This window comes from Nostoc sp. PCC 7107 (genome assembly GCF_000316625.1).
Taxonomy (GTDB): domain Bacteria; phylum Cyanobacteriota; class Cyanobacteriia; order Cyanobacteriales; family Nostocaceae; genus Nostoc_B.
The window spans coordinates 1,796,926-1,813,178 of sequence record NC_019676.1 but is presented as its reverse complement, the minus strand read 5'-3'; the positions used below and the strand labels follow the sequence as shown (position 1 = coordinate 1,813,178).

The 16,253-nt window shown below is 40.3% G+C and carries 17 protein-coding genes; 5 read left to right on the top strand and 12 right to left on the bottom strand.

Going from position 1 to position 16,253, the window contains the following annotated elements:
- Positions 1-49: 49 nt before the first annotated feature.
- Positions 50-922 carry a substrate-binding domain-containing protein gene (locus NOS7107_RS07815; protein ID WP_015112434.1) on the bottom strand — a complete coding sequence of 291 codons (873 nt, stop codon included), beginning with the start codon at positions 920-922 and terminating at the stop codon, positions 50-52.
- A gap of 368 nt (positions 923-1,290) precedes the next feature.
- Between NOS7107_RS07815 and NOS7107_RS07810 the strand changes: the two genes are divergently transcribed.
- On the top strand, positions 1,291-2,172 hold the full coding sequence (locus NOS7107_RS07810; RefSeq protein WP_015112433.1) for a hypothetical protein: 882 nt from the start codon (positions 1,291-1,293) through the stop codon (positions 2,170-2,172).
- Between the two features lie 154 nt (positions 2,173-2,326).
- Here NOS7107_RS07810 and NOS7107_RS07805 read toward each other — a convergent pair whose 3' ends face one another.
- From NOS7107_RS07805 to NOS7107_RS07785, 5 genes are all read right to left on the bottom strand, one after another.
- Positions 2,327-3,943: an adenylate/guanylate cyclase domain-containing protein gene (locus NOS7107_RS07805; RefSeq protein WP_015112432.1), complete on the bottom strand. Its 1,617-nt coding sequence runs from the start codon at positions 3,941-3,943 to the stop codon at positions 2,327-2,329.
- Positions 3,944-4,397: 454 nt separating this feature from the next.
- The gene (gene ylqF / locus NOS7107_RS07800; protein ID WP_015112431.1) at positions 4,398-5,282 is read right to left on the bottom strand and encodes a ribosome biogenesis GTPase YlqF; all 885 of its coding nucleotides are present in this window, start codon (positions 5,280-5,282) and stop codon (positions 4,398-4,400) included.
- A gap of 83 nt (positions 5,283-5,365) precedes the next feature.
- Positions 5,366-5,737: a VOC family protein gene (locus NOS7107_RS07795; protein WP_015112430.1), complete on the bottom strand. Its 372-nt coding sequence runs from the start codon at positions 5,735-5,737 to the stop codon at positions 5,366-5,368.
- Positions 5,738-5,883: 146 nt separating this feature from the next.
- Positions 5,884-6,819 carry a glycosyltransferase family A protein gene (locus NOS7107_RS07790; protein ID WP_015112429.1) on the bottom strand — a complete coding sequence of 312 codons (936 nt, stop codon included), beginning with the start codon at positions 6,817-6,819 and terminating at the stop codon, positions 5,884-5,886.
- 71 nt (positions 6,820-6,890) lie between these two features.
- Positions 6,891-7,394, bottom strand: a complete 504-nt coding sequence (locus tag NOS7107_RS07785; RefSeq protein ID WP_367580173.1) for a formate dehydrogenase accessory sulfurtransferase FdhD — start codon at positions 7,392-7,394, stop codon at positions 6,891-6,893.
- A gap of 182 nt (positions 7,395-7,576) precedes the next feature.
- On the opposite strand from NOS7107_RS07785, the gene NOS7107_RS07780 reads away from it, so the two are divergent.
- Together NOS7107_RS07780 and NOS7107_RS29335 are read left to right on the top strand one after the other, a co-directional pair.
- Positions 7,577-7,963 carry a 6-pyruvoyl tetrahydropterin synthase family protein gene (locus NOS7107_RS07780; protein ID WP_015112428.1) on the top strand — a complete coding sequence of 129 codons (387 nt, stop codon included), beginning with the start codon at positions 7,577-7,579 and terminating at the stop codon, positions 7,961-7,963.
- Between the two features lie 440 nt (positions 7,964-8,403).
- A complete protein-coding gene (locus tag NOS7107_RS29335; protein ID WP_015112427.1) occupies positions 8,404-8,619 on the top strand; it encodes a hypothetical protein in 216 nt (71 codons plus the stop codon).
- A 274-nt stretch (positions 8,620-8,893) separates the two neighbouring features.
- On the opposite strand, the gene ribD is transcribed toward NOS7107_RS29335, so the two are convergent.
- The 4 genes from ribD to NOS7107_RS07750 form a co-directional block, all read right to left on the bottom strand.
- Positions 8,894-10,096: a bifunctional diaminohydroxyphosphoribosylaminopyrimidine deaminase/5-amino-6-(5-phosphoribosylamino)uracil reductase RibD gene (gene ribD, locus NOS7107_RS07765; RefSeq protein WP_015112426.1), complete on the bottom strand. Its 1,203-nt coding sequence runs from the start codon at positions 10,094-10,096 to the stop codon at positions 8,894-8,896.
- Between the two features lie 220 nt (positions 10,097-10,316).
- Positions 10,317-10,931 (bottom strand): rod shape-determining protein MreD, encoded by a 615-nt coding sequence (mreD, locus tag NOS7107_RS07760; RefSeq protein ID WP_015112425.1) that lies wholly within the window; start codon positions 10,929-10,931, stop codon positions 10,317-10,319.
- Positions 10,932-10,963: 32 nt separating this feature from the next.
- Entirely contained in the window at positions 10,964-11,767 is an 804-nt protein-coding gene (gene mreC / locus NOS7107_RS07755) for a rod shape-determining protein MreC (protein WP_015112424.1), read from the bottom strand.
- 93 nt (positions 11,768-11,860) lie between these two features.
- Positions 11,861-12,868 carry a rod shape-determining protein gene (locus NOS7107_RS07750; protein WP_015112423.1) on the bottom strand — a complete coding sequence of 336 codons (1,008 nt, stop codon included), beginning with the start codon at positions 12,866-12,868 and terminating at the stop codon, positions 11,861-11,863.
- Positions 12,869-13,242: 374 nt separating this feature from the next.
- Between NOS7107_RS07750 and NOS7107_RS07745 the strand changes: the two genes are divergently transcribed.
- Positions 13,243-13,605 carry a single-stranded DNA-binding protein gene (locus NOS7107_RS07745; protein WP_015112422.1) on the top strand — a complete coding sequence of 121 codons (363 nt, stop codon included), beginning with the start codon at positions 13,243-13,245 and terminating at the stop codon, positions 13,603-13,605.
- A 96-nt stretch (positions 13,606-13,701) separates the two neighbouring features.
- Here NOS7107_RS07745 and NOS7107_RS07740 read toward each other — a convergent pair whose 3' ends face one another.
- Positions 13,702-14,445, bottom strand: coding sequence for an SIMPL domain-containing protein (locus NOS7107_RS07740; RefSeq protein ID WP_015112421.1), 744 nt, complete (start codon positions 14,443-14,445; stop codon positions 13,702-13,704).
- A gap of 211 nt (positions 14,446-14,656) precedes the next feature.
- Here NOS7107_RS07740 and NOS7107_RS07735 point away from each other — a divergent pair, with 211 nt between their 5' ends.
- Positions 14,657-15,070 (top strand): EVE domain-containing protein, encoded by a 414-nt coding sequence (locus tag NOS7107_RS07735; protein ID WP_015112420.1) that lies wholly within the window; start codon positions 14,657-14,659, stop codon positions 15,068-15,070.
- A gap of 284 nt (positions 15,071-15,354) precedes the next feature.
- Here NOS7107_RS07735 and NOS7107_RS27695 read toward each other — a convergent pair.
- Positions 15,355-16,148 (bottom strand): IS5 family transposase gene (locus NOS7107_RS27695; protein WP_085999800.1). Its coding sequence is split into 2 segments (ribosomal slippage): positions 15,355-15,809 and positions 15,809-16,148, totalling 795 coding nucleotides; the frame shifts between segments, so codons are not numbered across the junction.
- Between the last annotated feature and the right edge of the window lie 105 nt (positions 16,149-16,253).

The window sequence follows — 16,253 nt, the reverse complement described above, 5'->3', positions numbered from 1 at the left end:
GAGATTGAGCCGTAGGCGAAATCTTCTTCGCATGGCGGTTGTGATGAGTTTAATTAATAGTAATAAAGCCCTTATCTTGTAGTAGTTTATTACCTTCTTGACTAAATATAAAATCAATAAACTTTTGAGTGTTAGGTGTAGGTGATTTCTGCCAAATCATTCCTAGATGGCGCACCATTTGGTATTTACTATTAGTAAAGTTCTCTTGATTTGGCTCAATACCATTTAGTTTGAGGCGATTGACTGGTAATTGATTAATTACAGAATAAGCTAAAGAAAAAGCGCCAATTGAATAGGGAGTGCTTTGTAAAGTATCAATTAGCTCTCCTTCTTTATTTAAAATGACAGCTTTGGTTGTGGTTTTATCTTGACCTAAATAGTATTTTCGCAGTAATTTTTTGGCAGATTCATCTTCAGGTCTATCCAAGACCACAATTTTAGCATTTGGCCCGCCTAATTCTTTCCAGTTAGTAATTTTTCCAGCATAGATTGACTTTAACTGATTAGTTGTTAAATTAGTTACACCCTTAACGCTGTTGTGAGTAAAAACAACGACCAAATCTTGCGCTAATTCCCGGTATTGAATTTTACCATTATCTTCTTCGGACTTCAGTTTGTGACTGCTACCTGCAATATCGACAATATCATTTTTAAGTGCCGCGATCGCACCTTCTGATTGACTGTGAGAGATAAACTCCATTTTGGCTGTTTTGTTTTGGGCTTGATAAGCTTCTGTTAGTACTTTTAAAACAGTGATAGATGAACTAGAAGCAGCAATTTTGATGGGTGACTGGGTTTGTACATCATTTTGACTAGTAGTTTGACTGGGATTTGTCGTGGTAGTTGATTTAATTGAGTTACAACTACAGAGTCCTAGCACGACTAGTCCTAAGATAACTCGCGCGGTAATAATTTTCATCATGAGTCAGCAAATACCCTGTTTAGAATAATTCTCATTTTAGAGTACCCAGATATTTAAGCGAAATAACAGCCGATAAATGTGAAATTACGGTGTAAATAATTATTGATTTCAACAGTAATACTTATAAATATTGATAAGTTTTGTATCACTATCAATACTCAGATTTTGCTAGTGTGTTTATGCTGGCGATCGCTCTGCCATATTTCACCCAACCTGATAAATAATACCAGCAAATCCTGTATTTTTTATCCTATTAAATAAAATTACAAAGTTTAAATTTACTGGCGCACTCCGCAAACACCTTATACAATCAGACTCAATCTTTATGTTGATATCAATTATTGCTATCAAGTAGCAGGAAGTTTACCATGCAAACAATTAATAAATACGTGTTTTTAAGTTTAACTACTGTTGGCTTATCAGTAGGTTATTCTGGTTTATTTGCTACAGAAACTTATCTGCGAACAGCACCAAATCTGCACAAACAATTATTGGCGCAGTCTCAAGCCATCCCCTCTGTCTATGAATATTTAGATAAAAATAAACCCGAAAGTTATAAATTTTTGAAAAAGCAACTAGATACATCGATTCAAGATGCTAAAAAACCAAGTGTAGATAAAGTTGTCAATAATCTTTGGGCATTATCCACAATTAACCCCAAAGTTAAAACCAGAGAACGTAACGGCAAAACAGAATTTTTGATGGTGAGTTGGCTATATACCTCAAATCCTAATACAGATTGGGCAATTGGCACGAAAGATATCAGCCGTCAAACTTGGTTAACAGCATTTCCTCAAGTACAAGAATTTTGCCAAAACTGTAAAGGAAACGGCATGAGTTTACCAGGAAAGGTGATGCTGGCGTTGAGATTACAGCAGTATTTAGGCTTAGTTTTAAATAAATATGCAAATAAAACCCACTTTGTGGAAATGTGGGTGAAAGCCGAAGACTTAAGTAGACCATGTATTGACCCAGAAATAAATGATTCTAGTTGTAATGTTTTACCTGTTCCTGTACCTAAAAGTAATTTAACTCTGCATAATATCTATCAGAACTCTTTCGAGAATAAAGACAAAGAATATTATCCTTGGACTGGGTTAGGTTATACATACGATTGGGGAAATTTAAAAAAGCCTCATGTTGGTGCTAGTGAATTTCTCATCAACGGAACAAAAGATCAACCAGTTATAGTAGAAGTTACTGCTGTTAAAGAAACTCTAGAATATTGTAATAATCAACATTTAAAATAAAAACTGATATTTAGTTGATAACTATCGAACAATCAGATATTCGACTTTTTCAAGAAATCGGGTATCTTGTTGTTCATAAATAATTTATTATGTTTATACTCAGCATTTTATTATGAGAAAACCGATATAAAAATGAAATTTTAAGCCAATAATATTAACTCATATTTGTTTGATAAATCTTCACTAACCTATCAATACCTTTAAACCGATGATCTCCCATTTCTTGAAAATCTGAGGAGTCAGTCAGTATCTGATAAGTAGCTTCACTAATTACACATTCACCAGGAGGACAAACAGCTTCCATCCGCGCTGCTAAGTTAATCGTAGCGCCCAATGCGGTGTAGTCTACCCGTTGCGAACTGCCAACATCACCAACGACAGCCTTACCACTATTAATTGCAATGCGTAATTGTAGAGGTTCTTCCCAAAAACCTTTGGCGTTCAGATGTTGCAGACGTGTGAGCATTCCTTTGGCGGCGGCGGTGGCGCGGTCTGCATGATCTACTAGCGGTTCGGGAGCGCCAAAAAATGCCATAATACAATCGCCAATATATTTATCTAAAGTGCCACCGTAGCCAAATACTTCTTGCAGCATTTCTTCAAATAAATTATTTAATAATTGGGCGATCGCTTTTGGTGTTAATCTCTCCGAAAGTGCCGTAAAACCAACTAAATCTGCAAATACAATACTAATCTCACTTTCAGTTGTTGGTAAACGCCCATCTGGTAAGCCACCCACAGAAATTAACTGCTGCACAACTGCGGGAGAATGATAACGTTCTAGCCGATGACGAATTACTTCTTCTGTTTTGAGTTTTTCTACTAATAACCAACGCTGCACACTAGAAGCAACCAAATTTGCTAAAGCCGAAAAAAAGCTGAGTTCTTCTTCACCATCATCTGCCCAATGATAAGAAGAAAGATGGGCATCTGCATAAAGAACGCCAACTACTTTATTTTCATCCCACAAAGGTACAGCCATTGCACTGCGAATACCTTTGACTAAAATACTATGTTCCCCAGAAAATCTTTCATCTTTGTGAGTATCAGCAGTTTGAATTGCCACTTTTTCTTCAAATACTTTTTGACAAATACTGCGACTAATCCAACTACCATCAGCTGCTAAATATTTTTTCTCAGCAGCATTTCTTGTCCCAGCATTGACTAACTCTAAATGATTGCACCCATTCACATCAATTAATAAAGCCAAGCGGTCAATACTGTCGAGATAACGAAAAACTACTTGTTGTACTTGAGAAAAAATCTCTTCTATCGATGCGGCCGCACACAAATTTTTCGCAATATCTACTAAGTCTTTGAGGCGGGCAATGCTTTTATTTTTAGTAGTAATGTCATCATCGTGACTGTCAGCTGCTATCCACTGCTGTTGCAACTGTTCAACGTTACGTAAAATTGTTCTTTGTTCCGCGCTATCAGAAACTTCTGCGTGTTGAGTTTTCACCTGCATTGCCGGATTTACCAACAATACTACTAAGCTGACATTTCCTAACCAGATAATATCGCCGTGCTGTAAATCTCGCGTTGCGGTTACAAAACTTTGATTTACTTGCGTACCATTTTTACTGCCTAAATCCTCAATAGCCCACGCACCATTAGCTTTTTTTCGTAACAGTGCATGTTTGCGGGAAACTCCACCAAAAGGTAAGTACAGGTCACATTCTGGTAAACGACCAATAGTGAATTCATCTTGATTCACTGTTACCGTTGTTTCTGTTTCTCCCTGTTGTAGGCGCAGTGTGAGTTCAGTCATGAGTATGATTTATTTATCCTGGAAGCTAGGGAAGCATCTCTAACATAAAGGATACCCAGGATAAATCCTTTACCTTATCTTTATGACACTGATAATGACATTCCGACAACTATTTACAGTAAATTAAATAGGATTTATGTATTGTGTGGAGGCAAAGCCCGTTGGAGACATCGCTTGTATATGAAAACCCACCACTAACTTTGGTATTTTAATTATCTGCTGAGTAGTGGTAAAAAGTACCCAAAAAGCGATCGCATTCATGTAAAGTGTGCATAAAGTAAGTGAACTTATATCTTGCACCCAGCACTGACGAATGGAATTCGCGGCTAAACAAAAGAAGTCCGCCTGTGTTAACTAACGTAAAATCAAGCCTTTTGAGCGCTTTGTTTATGTAGCTGCTATTTTAACAAGATGTGTGAATAGCGATCGCTCAAAAAATGCCGGGAATGTCTGCTTATAAGTTAGGTGGTAATTCTAAAGGAATTGTTCCTAATAAACCCTTGCGATAATCTGTGAAAAGTTGTCTCGCGGCACGTTCCACATCTCCGTTATAGCGATGTTCTGCTAAAGCTTCTAAATAAGATTCTCCTGTGTAGGGTGAGGAGTCGAGTCCATAACGTGATTGTAGCGGTGATTCTGGTAACAAATGATTTGCAGTAATGTGAATTTCGTTTAAAAAATCGACTAATGCGGATGCTACGAGTTGATTATCATAAGATGCTTGACCAATGTCATCGCAAATTGCTAATTTCAAAGCTGCGTCTTGGTTGTCTAAGCGAGAAGGAATGACACCAGGAGCATCGAGTAATTGTAACTGGTCAGATATCCGTACCCACCGTAAGCTACGTGTTACCCCTGGACGTGCTGCACTTTCAACCACGCGCCGTCCCAAAAGGCGATTAATTAAAGCTGATTTGCCAACGTTAGGAAAACCAATCACCACCGCCCGGACAGGACGAGGTAACATTCCGCGATCGCATCTTTTCTTATTCAGTTCGACTCCCGCAGCTTGGGCGGCTTTCGCAATAGCCGTTACACCTTGACCTTGTTGAGCATTGGTAAAATAAGGCATTTCCCCTTGATTTCTAAACCAATCTGTCCAAAGAGATCGCACTTGGGGTGTAATCATATCTAAGCGGTTCAATACTAAAATCCGCGTTTTATTTCCCACCCATTCACCGATTTGCGGGTGGTGCGTCGCCAAAGGAATCCGCGTATCTCGCACCTCTAATACTACATCTACCATTTTTAGCTGTTCTTTGAGATTCTTTTCCGCCTTGGCAATATGACCCGGATACCATTGGATCAGGTTTAATTTATAGTTGTTTGTGATAGCCATAAAAAGTATGAAGTATGAAGTGTGAAGTATGAAATTTTGTCCTTTGACAAAGAAAAAGTAATCATTATCTCAGCACTCAGCACTTATTTAGCTTGATGCAGAATTAGACGATTACCATCAGGATCGTAGGCATAAATTTCTCGTCCGTGGGAAGCGATGGAGATTTCGCCAGGTGGAGGATAACCTAAATTTGTGAGATGAGCGATCGCCGCTTCTAAATTACTCACCTCCAAGCACAAACTTATTTTACTTTTAGTTGAGTTTTCAAATTCTAACTCGTGACTTTGTTTCGGTTGAAAAATCCCCAATCGCAAACCCATCAATTGAAACTCTGCATAAACATTGGGAATCAGAGTAATAGGCTTTTCACTTAAAACTTGAGTATAGAAATTTACTAAACTTTCTAAATTAGCTGTGGCGATCGCCACTAATACCTTAGTATATCGCAAAACCATTTCCTATAGCTAATTGATGTTACAAATCTCTTAGCAAATCATTTCTCTAGACATTGATCAGACATTAAGATCAAAAATCCAAGTTTGGGCAAGAGTTATCAGAAATATACTCTCACCCATATCCACCACTTGTATGATTTCAAAATTTAAGATATGGCAGACTTAGCTTGATGAATAGCATTCAGCCAAGGTTTAATATCATCTCCATCGGTGTGCATATTCCATCGTTTACCACTGCGTTTTAAAGGATAAACGTTGTTTTCTACAGCCCAAATTAAATCATCTAAATGTTGAATAAAATTTTCACCATGCTCTACTGGATGTATTGCCCAAGTACCAGTACACATCGACCAACGTTCAAAACCTTTAACTTTAAAAGTATGTGTAAATGAATTCTCTAATGGCTCTCCAGTATCCTTCTGTACTAGGGGTAACACACTCTTTTCTAGCCGCTGGCGGTCTAAGAGAAAATATCGTGTAGAAACGTTACGAGCTTTATTCCATAATTGCTGCTGTTTAGATTTTAGAGGACGACCAATTAATTTTTCTATAAAATTTTGAGCTTGTGGAGGGCCGCCTTCGCAAGTAGCAATCACTACAGATGGGTTGGCCTGTAACATTTCAATTGCTTCATCAATCCAAGACTTTCTTGCTGCATCCTGGCAAAAAAGCACATCGGAATCTACATGCAGAATATAATCAGCAGTACACTGTTCCAAAGCAAAAAGATATTGGTAAATTGGCGCTCCATCAAAATCCTTGACATCTATATCATCACGTCCAAAATATTTTTTTAATACTGACTTTTGAGAGTTTTCATCCCAAAGTATTTCATCTACTCGATTAATAATACCCTCTGTTCGCAGTTGCTCTAATTTCGTTCTTAACTCGTCTATTTGCCCTGTTTGACGTTCTAGGTATTTACCAGATGGCTTACCAGGATCTAGCGCTACCAGCCTTTCGCAAAAAGGATAATCCAGAGAACGCATCATACTCCGGAGTATTTTATCGATGAATGGGGTATCAACAACGCACGCATTTACAGTAAAGCTAACTTTATGCTTTTGACCAAGCGTGTTCATATTTAAATATCCTAGTTTTTCTAACAAGATTACGTAAAAATCAAGTAAAGAGTGTGATTTTTAAGAGCATATCATGCTGTAATTATTCTCTGCCATCCAGTATAAATATTGAAGCGTGTCCCTCGTAAAAATCCTACTAAAGTAATACCAAATTCTTGAGCTACAGATACCGCCAAACTCCTAGGCGCAGACACAGAAAAAACAATTGGCACTCCCGCAGCTAAAGATTTTTGCAGTAGCTCAAAACTAAAACGCCCACTCACCATGACAATATAATGATTGAATGGTAACTCTTCACTCAGTACAGCCTCACCAATCAACTTATCTAACGCATTGTAACGGCCAACATCTTCTTGCAAGTTCAACATTGTTCCTTCAGCATCAAATACCGCCGCGTGTAACCCGCCAGTTGTGCTGAAGATATCTTGATGCGATCGCAACTGCCCAGATAAGCTGTAAATAACCTCAGACTTAACGGTTAAATCAGAAGTAATTTTGGAATACCCCCGCAACTGTAAAGCTGCAATTCTAGCTTTACCACAAACTCCGCAGGCACTATTGTTAATCCTAAACACGGCTAGAGCGATCGCCTAGTTGCAAAGCCTGATAAATTCTTTAAAATGCAAAGCTAAACCTGTATTTTTCATATTCTTTTTTTAAACTGGTATAAGCAATACTATAAAAATCTGATTTATTAACCAAGGTAATCAGAAGAGATCAGTATTTATCTCTAAATTGACTACGAGGTAATATTAAAATGCCCAAATGGAAAGTAGTAACAGAATTTTCTTTTAATAGCGCTCACTACATCAAAGATTACGATGGCCCCTGTGGTCGGATGCACGGGCATAATTACGAAGTCCGCATCGAAGCCATCTCAACACAACTGCATTCTTCACAATTTTGTTCACATCCAGTTATGGTAGCTGATTTTAGAACTTTACGTTGGGCAAAACAAGATGCTACGAAAGGAGGACTTGACCACTGCATTTTAAATGAAGTTATGCCTCCTGAATATGAGACTACTGCTGAAATGATTGCTAAGTACATTTACGATGAAACTAAGAAGCGATTACCGCCAAATGTACAATTAAAAGTTCATGTTTCTGAAACGCCTAATAGTTGGGTAGAGTATGAAGAATAATAATTTGTCAATTGGTAAGTAAACATATTTATTGTTGGGATCAGCCATTACAACTCAAATATGTTTCATAAATTCAGAATCAATGAGAGACTAGCCTCTAGTCTCCAGTCTCTTCATCTCCCTTTTACTCAACAAAAATTATGATTATTTATCTGGATTGGTAACTATTTTTGTTCATTAAATACATTTTTAAATTATAAATAATTAAGATATTTCTTGGGGTAGATGGCATTAATGAATTATTATGAAGATACAAACCTAGTATTAGTGAATTTTTATTAACAAATAAATTCAATAGTTCATTTCTGAAAATTCATAAAGTTATAAATCACATTATTAATTTTTTAATAATACTTATCTCAGCTTGTACATTCATGCCATAAGTTACTGCCAAAATTGTGTAATCTAAAAACAGCTAGGCTAATCTTCAATGAGGTCTGATGACTCCTAATATTCTGCGTCAGCTTTGGTCTGTGGTTGAAACTGCCCAAACCATGACCCTCTTACAGCTGGATGATTCTAGCTTGGTGCAATGGTTGGTAAAACAAACCACAACACAAGTTTTCTTGGATTCCCATGAGATTGATTCTCTTGGCGACTATATTCAATCCCGGCTAAGTCTGATACGTGATATTGCTTATGATCGACACTACTAAGAAATCAAAGAATTTTGGATTTTGGATTTTGGATTGACCCCAACCACAAAAGTGTGGGGCTTGATAGCGTAGCGTTAGCGAGTCTTCGAGCGTCGGATTTTAAATTTTTGATTTTGAATTTGTTCTGCCACGCCACTTCTCTCAAGTCGGGAAACCCGCCCACGAGAGTGGCTCCACTAGAGACGGGGCATGAACCAAAAAAATCTAAAATCGGCAATCTAAAATCTAAAATTGGCACAGTCAATAGTCAATGGTCAAAACCATTGACTATTGACTATTGAGGCAAATAACCTTCCACTAAGCAATCGGAACCAACCACACGCCAAAGAACACGTTCTAAGGGCAATGCTTCCGTCATGGTAGTCAAACCTAAATCACCTACAGGTGTAGGCGCATGACTACCGCCAATAATTTTAGGAGCAATAAAGGCCATAACTTTTTGTACGGCTCCTTGAGCGATCGCACTTGCAGCTAAATTACCGCCACACTCCCACAAAACACTGCAAAAACCCCGTTCATATAAATGAATCATGGCTTGTTCAGGTGTCAGCGCTGGTAATTCCACAACCTCCACGCCGTGTTTAAGCAACATTTTTTGTAAATCAGGGTCGGCTCCAACTTCAGTTAACACCAGCGTTGGCGCTTCTTGGGTATCCCACAAACGGGCGTTTTCGGGCAAATTGAATTGACGACTCATCACCACCCGTAAAGGATTATGCGCCCCCACCTGATGGCTAGTTAAAAAAGGATTGTCTTGTCGGACTGTATTACCACCCACAATAATGGCATCACAAGCCGCCCGTAGTTGATGTACTTCACTGCGGGCGGCTTGATTTGTCACCCACGCACTATGACCAGCAGTCGTGGCAATTTTGCCATCTAAAGTCATGGCATATTTCAAAATGCCAAAAGGTTTTTTATATAAAATGCGATGCACAAAAGCTTCATTTAGCTGCTGACAGGCTTCATTCTCTACCCCAACTAACACCTCTACACCAGCAGCACGTAAACGAGCAATTCCACCTCCAGCCACCAAAGGGTTAGGATCAACCATACCCACTACCACCTTAGCCACACCAGCCTCTATCAACCCTTCTGAACAAGGAGGAGTACGCCCATAGTGGTTACAAGGTTCCAGGTTGACATAAACTGTAGCACCACGAGCGCCAACACCTGCTGCTCTCAAAGCAAAAACTTCGGCATGAGGTTCACCCGCACGGGGATGAAACCCTTCGCCCACAATCTCGCCATCTTTGACTACAACCGCCCCCACCAGCGGATTAGGCGAAGTGCGCCCCAAAGCACGGCGGGCAAGTTCCAAGCATCGCTGCATCATCCGGGAGTCAAAGTCAGCTTCACTGCTCATACTGTTCTGCGTTTGAGAATTAAATACCAAAGGAGATCGCACTATCAACCCATCTTTTTGAGTGTAATTTAGTGATGTATCTACCTGAGCAACAACTGGGGAATTATCCATAAATTTTGGGCAAGAATTTTAATATTCTGCACGTCACCGACTTGGGTTGATACCTCAACAGTAATATCCCAGAGCTACTGTTCGCTGTCGGGGTGCATACTTAAATACTATTGCACCGAAATTATTGACTAATGACATCAACTAAAAAGAGTGAGAATTTAGGCTATATACCCATAATTCCTCACTCCCAAATTTAAACTCAAAATTATTTCCTCTGTAACTATTGCTCGATCGCTTTGCGCTTTTGCCACCAAAGATTTAGGGGATAGTAAACTATAGGAGCCCAAAGACTACTGAGAATGGCTGAGGCTAGGGCAACCCGTTGGTAATAAGCCCAGATGTATTCTACTTTGCGATCGCCAGTCAAACTCAATTGCAAACCAAAAATTGATTCTGCCAAAATTGCCATGATAAAGACAATTAAAGCGATAGAAATAAAGTCTTCCTGAATAAATCGCTGCTTCTGAACTAATCCAGTCAGCAGTCCCACTAAACCCAAAGTTAAAGCATGAGTTGGGTCTGGTGATGTCATAGCATCTTGCAGTAGCCCTAAAACGATACCTGCTACTGCTCCTTCCCACACAGAGCGTTTTACACTCCACGCCACTACCCAAATTAACAGCCAATTCGGCCCAATGCCCAACAATTCTGTGCCAGGAAAGCGCGTTGGCAACAACAGCAAACATAACAGCACAGACCCAACTGTGATAGACAAATCTAACAGTTGAACTGCACGCGGATGCCAACGGGCGATCGGTTTGCGATAAGCTTTAGATTTTCGCTCCGCAGCCTTGGGCTTTTTCTGTCTACGACCGTTAAATGAAGGTATCTTCATTATTTTGATTTTTGCAGTTGTTAATTTGCCTGTTATTGCTGTTCCGACTGTGGTTTTTCTGGTTGTTGGGTTGTCAATTTTGGATACACAGCAACCCAATCTAATGACCTAATTGGTGGGAAAAGTTCAACCTTCGCCACTGATGCCGGCAGTTTCTTTAAATCTAAAGATTTAATTCGCCCTACTGCCAAACCAGATGGGAATTTTTGACTGTAAGTTGAAGTGGAAACTAAATCTCCTACCTTGACATTCGGAACTTTTTCGTAAAATTCCAACACGGCTTCTGCTGAAGAATCGCCCCGCAAAACTCCCTTAGCGGAGGTGCGGCTAATAGTCACACCCACTTGACTTTTCAGGTCACTAATGAGTAAAACGCGGCTAGTGTTAGGAGTGACAGTGTCTACTAAACCAACTAATCCACCTTCTGCCTTGACAATAAACCCTTCTTGAATGCCAGAATTTGAGCCGCGATTCAGCGTAACTTGTTGCCACCAATGATCTGCACTACGCCCTACTACACGCGCTGGCAAGGGGCGTGATGCAGGTGGCTCAGTCTGCACATAACCTAATAGATGCTGTAACTGTTGATTTTGGCTTTCCAGTTCTTGGATGCGCGTTTGCATTTCCATAAACTGGGCATCTTTGAGGCGTTCCTCCAAACGTTCTGCGGGAGTTTGCCCAGGTTGCAAAATCTGTAAAGGATGCGTCACCACTTGGTAAACTTCCAGCAGCATTGCTCCTTGAGTCTGTCGTAATATCCAAGCACCACCTAGTACAAAGGCCAGCGAAGCAATCTGTAACCCTTTACTACCCCACCAACGACGTACAGTAACCATTTATACCTGTTTCTCTATTTTACTAGATATCGGATTCTATTTATATGAAACCCAAATCCAAGGCAAATAGAACCCAATATCCCATATTTTTTCCTACATATTTCGAGAACGGGCGCTGAAGACTCTTTCTAACTGTTTAAAGTTCTCTAATACACGACCTGTTCCCAGCACAACACAGCAGAGAGGATCAGCCGCAATGTGAGTTACAATTCCCGTTTCATGACTGATCAGGGTGTCTATGCCTTTGAGCAAAGCCCCACCGCCAGCCAGCATAATACCACGATCAATGATGTCAGATGCTAGTTCTGGTGGGGTTCGTTCTAGTGTCCGCTTCACCGCTTCGACAATGATCGATAACGGTTCCAACATACTTTCACGGATTTCTGGGCTTTTGATGGTGACAGTTCGCGGTAAACCAGACAGTAAGTGTAAACCTCTAACTTCCATCATGGTTTCATTGTCTTCGTTGGTGGGATAGGCTGAACCAAGACGAATTTTGATATCTTCCGCAGTCCGTTCACCAATGACCAAGTTATGAACTTTCTTCATGTATTGGGTAATAGATTCAGTGAGTTCATCTCCGGCAATGCGGACTGATTCACTTATAACAGTACCCTGAAGGCTCAACACAGCAACTTCTGTTGTGCCACCACCAATATCGATAATCATGTTACCAGTGGGTTCGGCAACTGGTAGCCCGGCTCCAATGGCTGCTGCTACTGGCTCATCGATTAAATATACTTCTCTAGCGCCAGCTTGAACTGCGGCATCCATAACTGCCCGTCTTTCTACTCCGGTAACACCACTGGGAATGCCAATGACAATCCGAGGTAAAATTAGCGATCGCCCCTCGTTAACTCGCTGAATAAAGCTTTTAAGCATTAACTCGGCTGTATCAAAATCAGCGATTACCCCATCGCGCAAGGGGCGCAAGGCAATCACGTTTTCCGGTGTGCGACCAAGCATTTTTTTGGCATCTTCACCTACTGCCAGCGCCACCTTTTCGATTTGATCGATCGCCACTACAGAAGGTTCTTGCAGTACAATGCCTTTACCAGATACATAAACAAGGGTATTAGCAGTACCAAGGTCGATACCCATATCCCATGATGAGCGAAAGTTCCTAAACAGCCCCACGCTTCTCTACGCCCCCTATTTGCAATAATTTTTGACTATAAAAAAATGTTAGATTGAATCGTGCTGGATTCTATTACGTTTTTGATCATCAGTCTAGTAAAGTTGGCCATTTTTTGATTTAGTTTTGACCATACTTACTAAAATTGAGACATTCACGTTTTCGATATTCTCAGACCAACTCAGTATATCCGTACAGTTTTTTAGTTTTCCCCAAGTAATAGCTCAAATTTATATACCTTGCAAGGTTGTTAACTTTTTAACACATTTTCAGTAAGTTCATAATTGGCTATTATGGGAATCAAGATACATGAGTACGTTAGTACTAAAAGGTAAAGCAAATGACTATTAATATAGTTCACCTCATCGGTCGTGTAGGTGGCGACCCAGACATGAAGTATTTTGATTCTGGTAAGGTTAAGTGTAGATTAACACTGGCAGTAAACAGAAGAACACGTAACAGTGATGAGCCTGATTGGTTCAATTTAGAATTATGGGGCAAGACGGCCGAAATTGCTGGTACTTATGTACGAAAAGGGAAACAAATTGCTGTTAAAGGTTCTTTAAAGTTTGACACCTGGAACGATCGCCAAACAGGAGCCAGCCGTTCTTCACCAGTTATTCTCGTAGATCAGCTAGATTTATTAGGTTCTAAGCAAGATAGCGAAGGCAGTATGAACGATATGTCTCCAGAGAATTTTTAATTGGTCATTTGTCAGTACAAAGGACAAATTACTAAGCGCAAAGTCTGAGCGGAGGCTTCCTCCTCTCAGAACTTTGTAAGAGAGGACAAATGACAATTAATAACTAATTTGCAACGTCACCGATGCTTCTATTTCCTGTTCGCCACCAACTACAGGCGTAGAAACTTCATCAGCAACTTTTGCTGCCTGGGCGCGTAAAAATACAGGTGGTGGGGGGGCGCTGGCGTTATTAACTTGAATAGTGACTATTTCTTTAGATTTCAGACCTAAAGCACTGAAAACAGCGTCAGCTTGCTGTTGAGCATCTTGAGTTGCTTCTTTTAATGCTACTTGACGAGCAGCAGCGATCGCTTCATCACTAGCAATAAAACTAACACCGTTAATTTGCGTTGCCCCAGCTTTCACCGCATCGTCTAACAATGTCCCAGCTTTTTCGGTGGCGATGCGAAAACTCACAGTATTACTAGCAGAATAACCAGTAATTCGTTGCACATTATTGGTGTAACTGTAAACAGGGTTGAGGCGAATACCTGTAGTTTCTAGTTTTTCGACATTGCGGCTTTTGAGCAAAGCAACCACAGCCGATGACTTCTTAGCAGCTTCTTGCTGTACTTCTTGGGCCGTTTTACCTTGAATTTCCACCCCTAAATTCACTAGTGACAAAGTAGTAGGAACTGATTCCATCCCCCGTCCACTCACCGTCAGAGTCCGCCATAACTTTTCTTTTTCCTGGGCGGATGCGGGTAGCACCAGCGTGACGAATAACAGCAAAGCTAAGGGTAGAGATTTCCACAACTTTGCAGCACGAAACTGAGAACCAGACAAAGCGGCTCTAGACATAAACTTGCACTCCTCTGAAAAATATATACAGATGCTAATAAGTAAACTGCATCCAGCAATCATTCGTTAACTGTTAAGCATTAATAGTTAACAGTTAGTTCGCTCGATACGATTTGTATGTTCTTACTTTGACATTACTGTAGTCAAAAACAGGTATTGTTACATTTTTGGAAACTAAAAAATCACAGCAAAATTTTCTGGAGATTTTGTCATGGCGTATTGGCTGCTGAAAACTGAACCGGATAAATACTCTTACGCGGATTTAGAACGAGATAGTAGTACAGTGTGGGATGGAGTGACAAATGCTCTCGCCCTCAAGCATATCCGCACAATGCTTCCTGGTGATTTAGCTTGGATTTATCACACTGGCAAAGAACGACAAATCACAGGTTTAGCCGAGATAGTCACTCAGCCTTACCCAGATCCTGCCCTCAATGATGCCAAGCTAGTAGTTGTCAAGGTGCAAGCAGTCCGTTCAGTCTCTCAGCCTGTTACCCTAGCCCAAATTAAGCAAGAAGACCAATTTTCCGGCTTTGATTTATTGCGGCTCCCCAGGTTATCTGTTGTCCCTGTCTCAGAAGTTCATTGGCAACACCTCATCAAACTCACAACCAACGAAACGTAAACTTACAGCAGGGAATGGGGAACAAGGTTGAAAAACTCTTGGTATATAACTCTGTTCTCATTTTTACCTCATTCACCTGCATCTGTTATGAATGCTCTTAGGCGTTCACAAAAAAGTGTTAATTGAGTATTTTGAACTACGAATTAACTAAGAAAGTTTAAAGATTTAAGTAAATACACGATTATTCTCTGATTTAGCTAAGTTGCATAATAAGCGCAACTATAATAAAAAATTTTCAGTTGGATTTACCACAGAGCATCAGAGACTATTTATAAAGTAAATCTTTAGACGACAAGACGACGCAACATAATCCGAGTCATAACAGCATATATAGCAGCTTCACTCATTTCGGGTAGGCGCTCATAATCTTTGCTGAGACGATGATATTGGTTAAACCACCCAAATGTTCTTTCGACTACCCAACGTTTCGGTAAAACCTGAAATTCTGACTCGGTACGCCGTATGACTTCAACATGAGCTTGGATCATCAACCAAACACAAAGAGCAAACTTATCACCGTCATAACCGGAATCAACCCATAAAACTTCAACTTTCTCAAGTAATTCAGGACGCTCCTCTAACAATTCCATCAAAGCATAGGCAGCAAGCACTCGCTCTGGGGCATTTGCTTCACTTACAACCACTTTCAACAATAATCCCAGGCTATCAACCAAAGTCTGTCGCTTTCGCCCTTTTACCTTTTTACCGCCATCAAAACCGTACACATCCCCCTTTTTTGGTCAGTTTTAACTGACTGACTGTCTGCGGCGAGGGCGCTGGGTTGTGTTGATTTACCTAATTTTAAGCGAACCTGACCGCGTAATGAATGGTTTAATTTTTCCCATACCCCTTTGCGCTGCCATTTGCGGTAGTAGTTGTATACAGTTGAGCTGGGCGGGAAGTCTCCCGGAAGCATATTCCATTGGCATCCTGTCTTCAGGTGATAGTAGATAGCGTTGCATACCTCCCGCATATCAGTTGTGCGCGGGTGTCCTCCTTCTTTCGCTGGTGGAATCAAGGGGGCTAGGATTTCCCACTCCATATCTGTTAAGTCTGTGGGGTAAGACTTTCGCGCCATACCTAACTATGTAAATACACTACGTTTAATGTATCTTATCGTTGTCATAACTCTTTTCTTTTCGCTTTTAGATTTACTTTATAAATAGCCTCTCAGGATAATTTG

Bases quoted from the DNA above. Each gene is read 5' to 3' on its own strand.
- NOS7107_RS07795 (WP_015112430.1), bottom strand. From the start codon at position 5,737: ATGGTTTTGCGATATACTAAGGTATTAGTGGCGATCGCCACAGCTAAT.
- NOS7107_RS07815 (WP_015112434.1), bottom strand. From the start codon at position 922: ATGATGAAAATTATTACCGCGCGAGTTATCTTAGGACTAGTCGTGCTA.
- NOS7107_RS07780 (WP_015112428.1), top strand. From the start codon at position 7,577: ATGCCCAAATGGAAAGTAGTAACAGAATTTTCTTTTAATAGCGCTCAC.
- ribD (WP_015112426.1), bottom strand. From the start codon at position 10,096: ATGGATAATTCCCCAGTTGTTGCTCAGGTAGATACATCACTAAATTAC.
- mreC (WP_015112424.1), bottom strand. From the start codon at position 11,767: ATGGTTACTGTACGTCGTTGGTGGGGTAGTAAAGGGTTACAGATTGCT.
- NOS7107_RS07740 (WP_015112421.1), bottom strand. From the start codon at position 14,445: ATGTCTAGAGCCGCTTTGTCTGGTTCTCAGTTTCGTGCTGCAAAGTTG.
- NOS7107_RS07745 (WP_015112422.1), top strand. From the start codon at position 13,243: ATGACTATTAATATAGTTCACCTCATCGGTCGTGTAGGTGGCGACCCA.
- NOS7107_RS07750 (WP_015112423.1), bottom strand. From the start codon at position 12,868: ATGGGTATCGACCTTGGTACTGCTAATACCCTTGTTTATGTATCTGGT.
- NOS7107_RS07735 (WP_015112420.1), top strand. From the start codon at position 14,657: ATGGCGTATTGGCTGCTGAAAACTGAACCGGATAAATACTCTTACGCG.
- ylqF (WP_015112431.1), bottom strand. From the start codon at position 5,282: ATGGCTATCACAAACAACTATAAATTAAACCTGATCCAATGGTATCCG.
- NOS7107_RS07810 (WP_015112433.1), top strand. From the start codon at position 1,291: ATGCAAACAATTAATAAATACGTGTTTTTAAGTTTAACTACTGTTGGC.
- NOS7107_RS29335 (WP_015112427.1), top strand. From the start codon at position 8,404: ATGACTCCTAATATTCTGCGTCAGCTTTGGTCTGTGGTTGAAACTGCC.
- NOS7107_RS07805 (WP_015112432.1), bottom strand. From the start codon at position 3,943: ATGACTGAACTCACACTGCGCCTACAACAGGGAGAAACAGAAACAACG.
- mreD (WP_015112425.1), bottom strand. From the start codon at position 10,931: ATGAAGATACCTTCATTTAACGGTCGTAGACAGAAAAAGCCCAAGGCT.
- NOS7107_RS07790 (WP_015112429.1), bottom strand. From the start codon at position 6,819: ATGAACACGCTTGGTCAAAAGCATAAAGTTAGCTTTACTGTAAATGCG.